Source organism: Pseudoalteromonas sp. Angola-4, from assembly GCF_028599265.1.
GTDB lineage: Bacteria > Pseudomonadota > Gammaproteobacteria > Enterobacterales > Alteromonadaceae > Pseudoalteromonas > Pseudoalteromonas atlantica.
The window spans coordinates 1-383 of sequence record NZ_JAQREK010000112.1; the positions used below are offsets into that span (position 1 = coordinate 1).

At 38.9% G+C, this 383-nt stretch carries 1 protein-coding gene; it reads left to right on the plus strand.

From position 1 onward, the window contains the following. On the plus strand, positions 1-383 hold a 383-nt coding region (locus tag PSH48_RS21060; RefSeq protein ID WP_273612330.1), incomplete at both ends, for a hypothetical protein.

A 383-nucleotide genomic window follows, 5' to 3' on the forward strand; every position in this document is an offset into this window, starting at 1 on the left:
ATTGATAACGCAGTGGCAGCTATAGCGAGACCATCTTTTATAGATATTGCATCACAGGTTTTTGCTAAGCAATCTGTTATTGATAATTCTTTGGCAGCTATGGCAAAACCAATAGCTTTAGAAAGTGTAATGCAGGCTTTTTCTTCTCAGCAGGCTGTTATTGATAACGCAGTGGCAGCTATAGCGAGACCATCTTTTATAGATATTGCATCACAGGTTTTTGCTAAGCAATCTGTTATTGATAATTCTTTGGCAGCTATGGCAAAACCAATAGCTTTAGAAAGTGCAATGCAGGCTTTTTCTTCTCAGCAGGCTGTTATTGATAACGCAGTGGCAGCTATAGCGAGACCATCTTTTATAGATATTGCATCACAGGTTTTTGC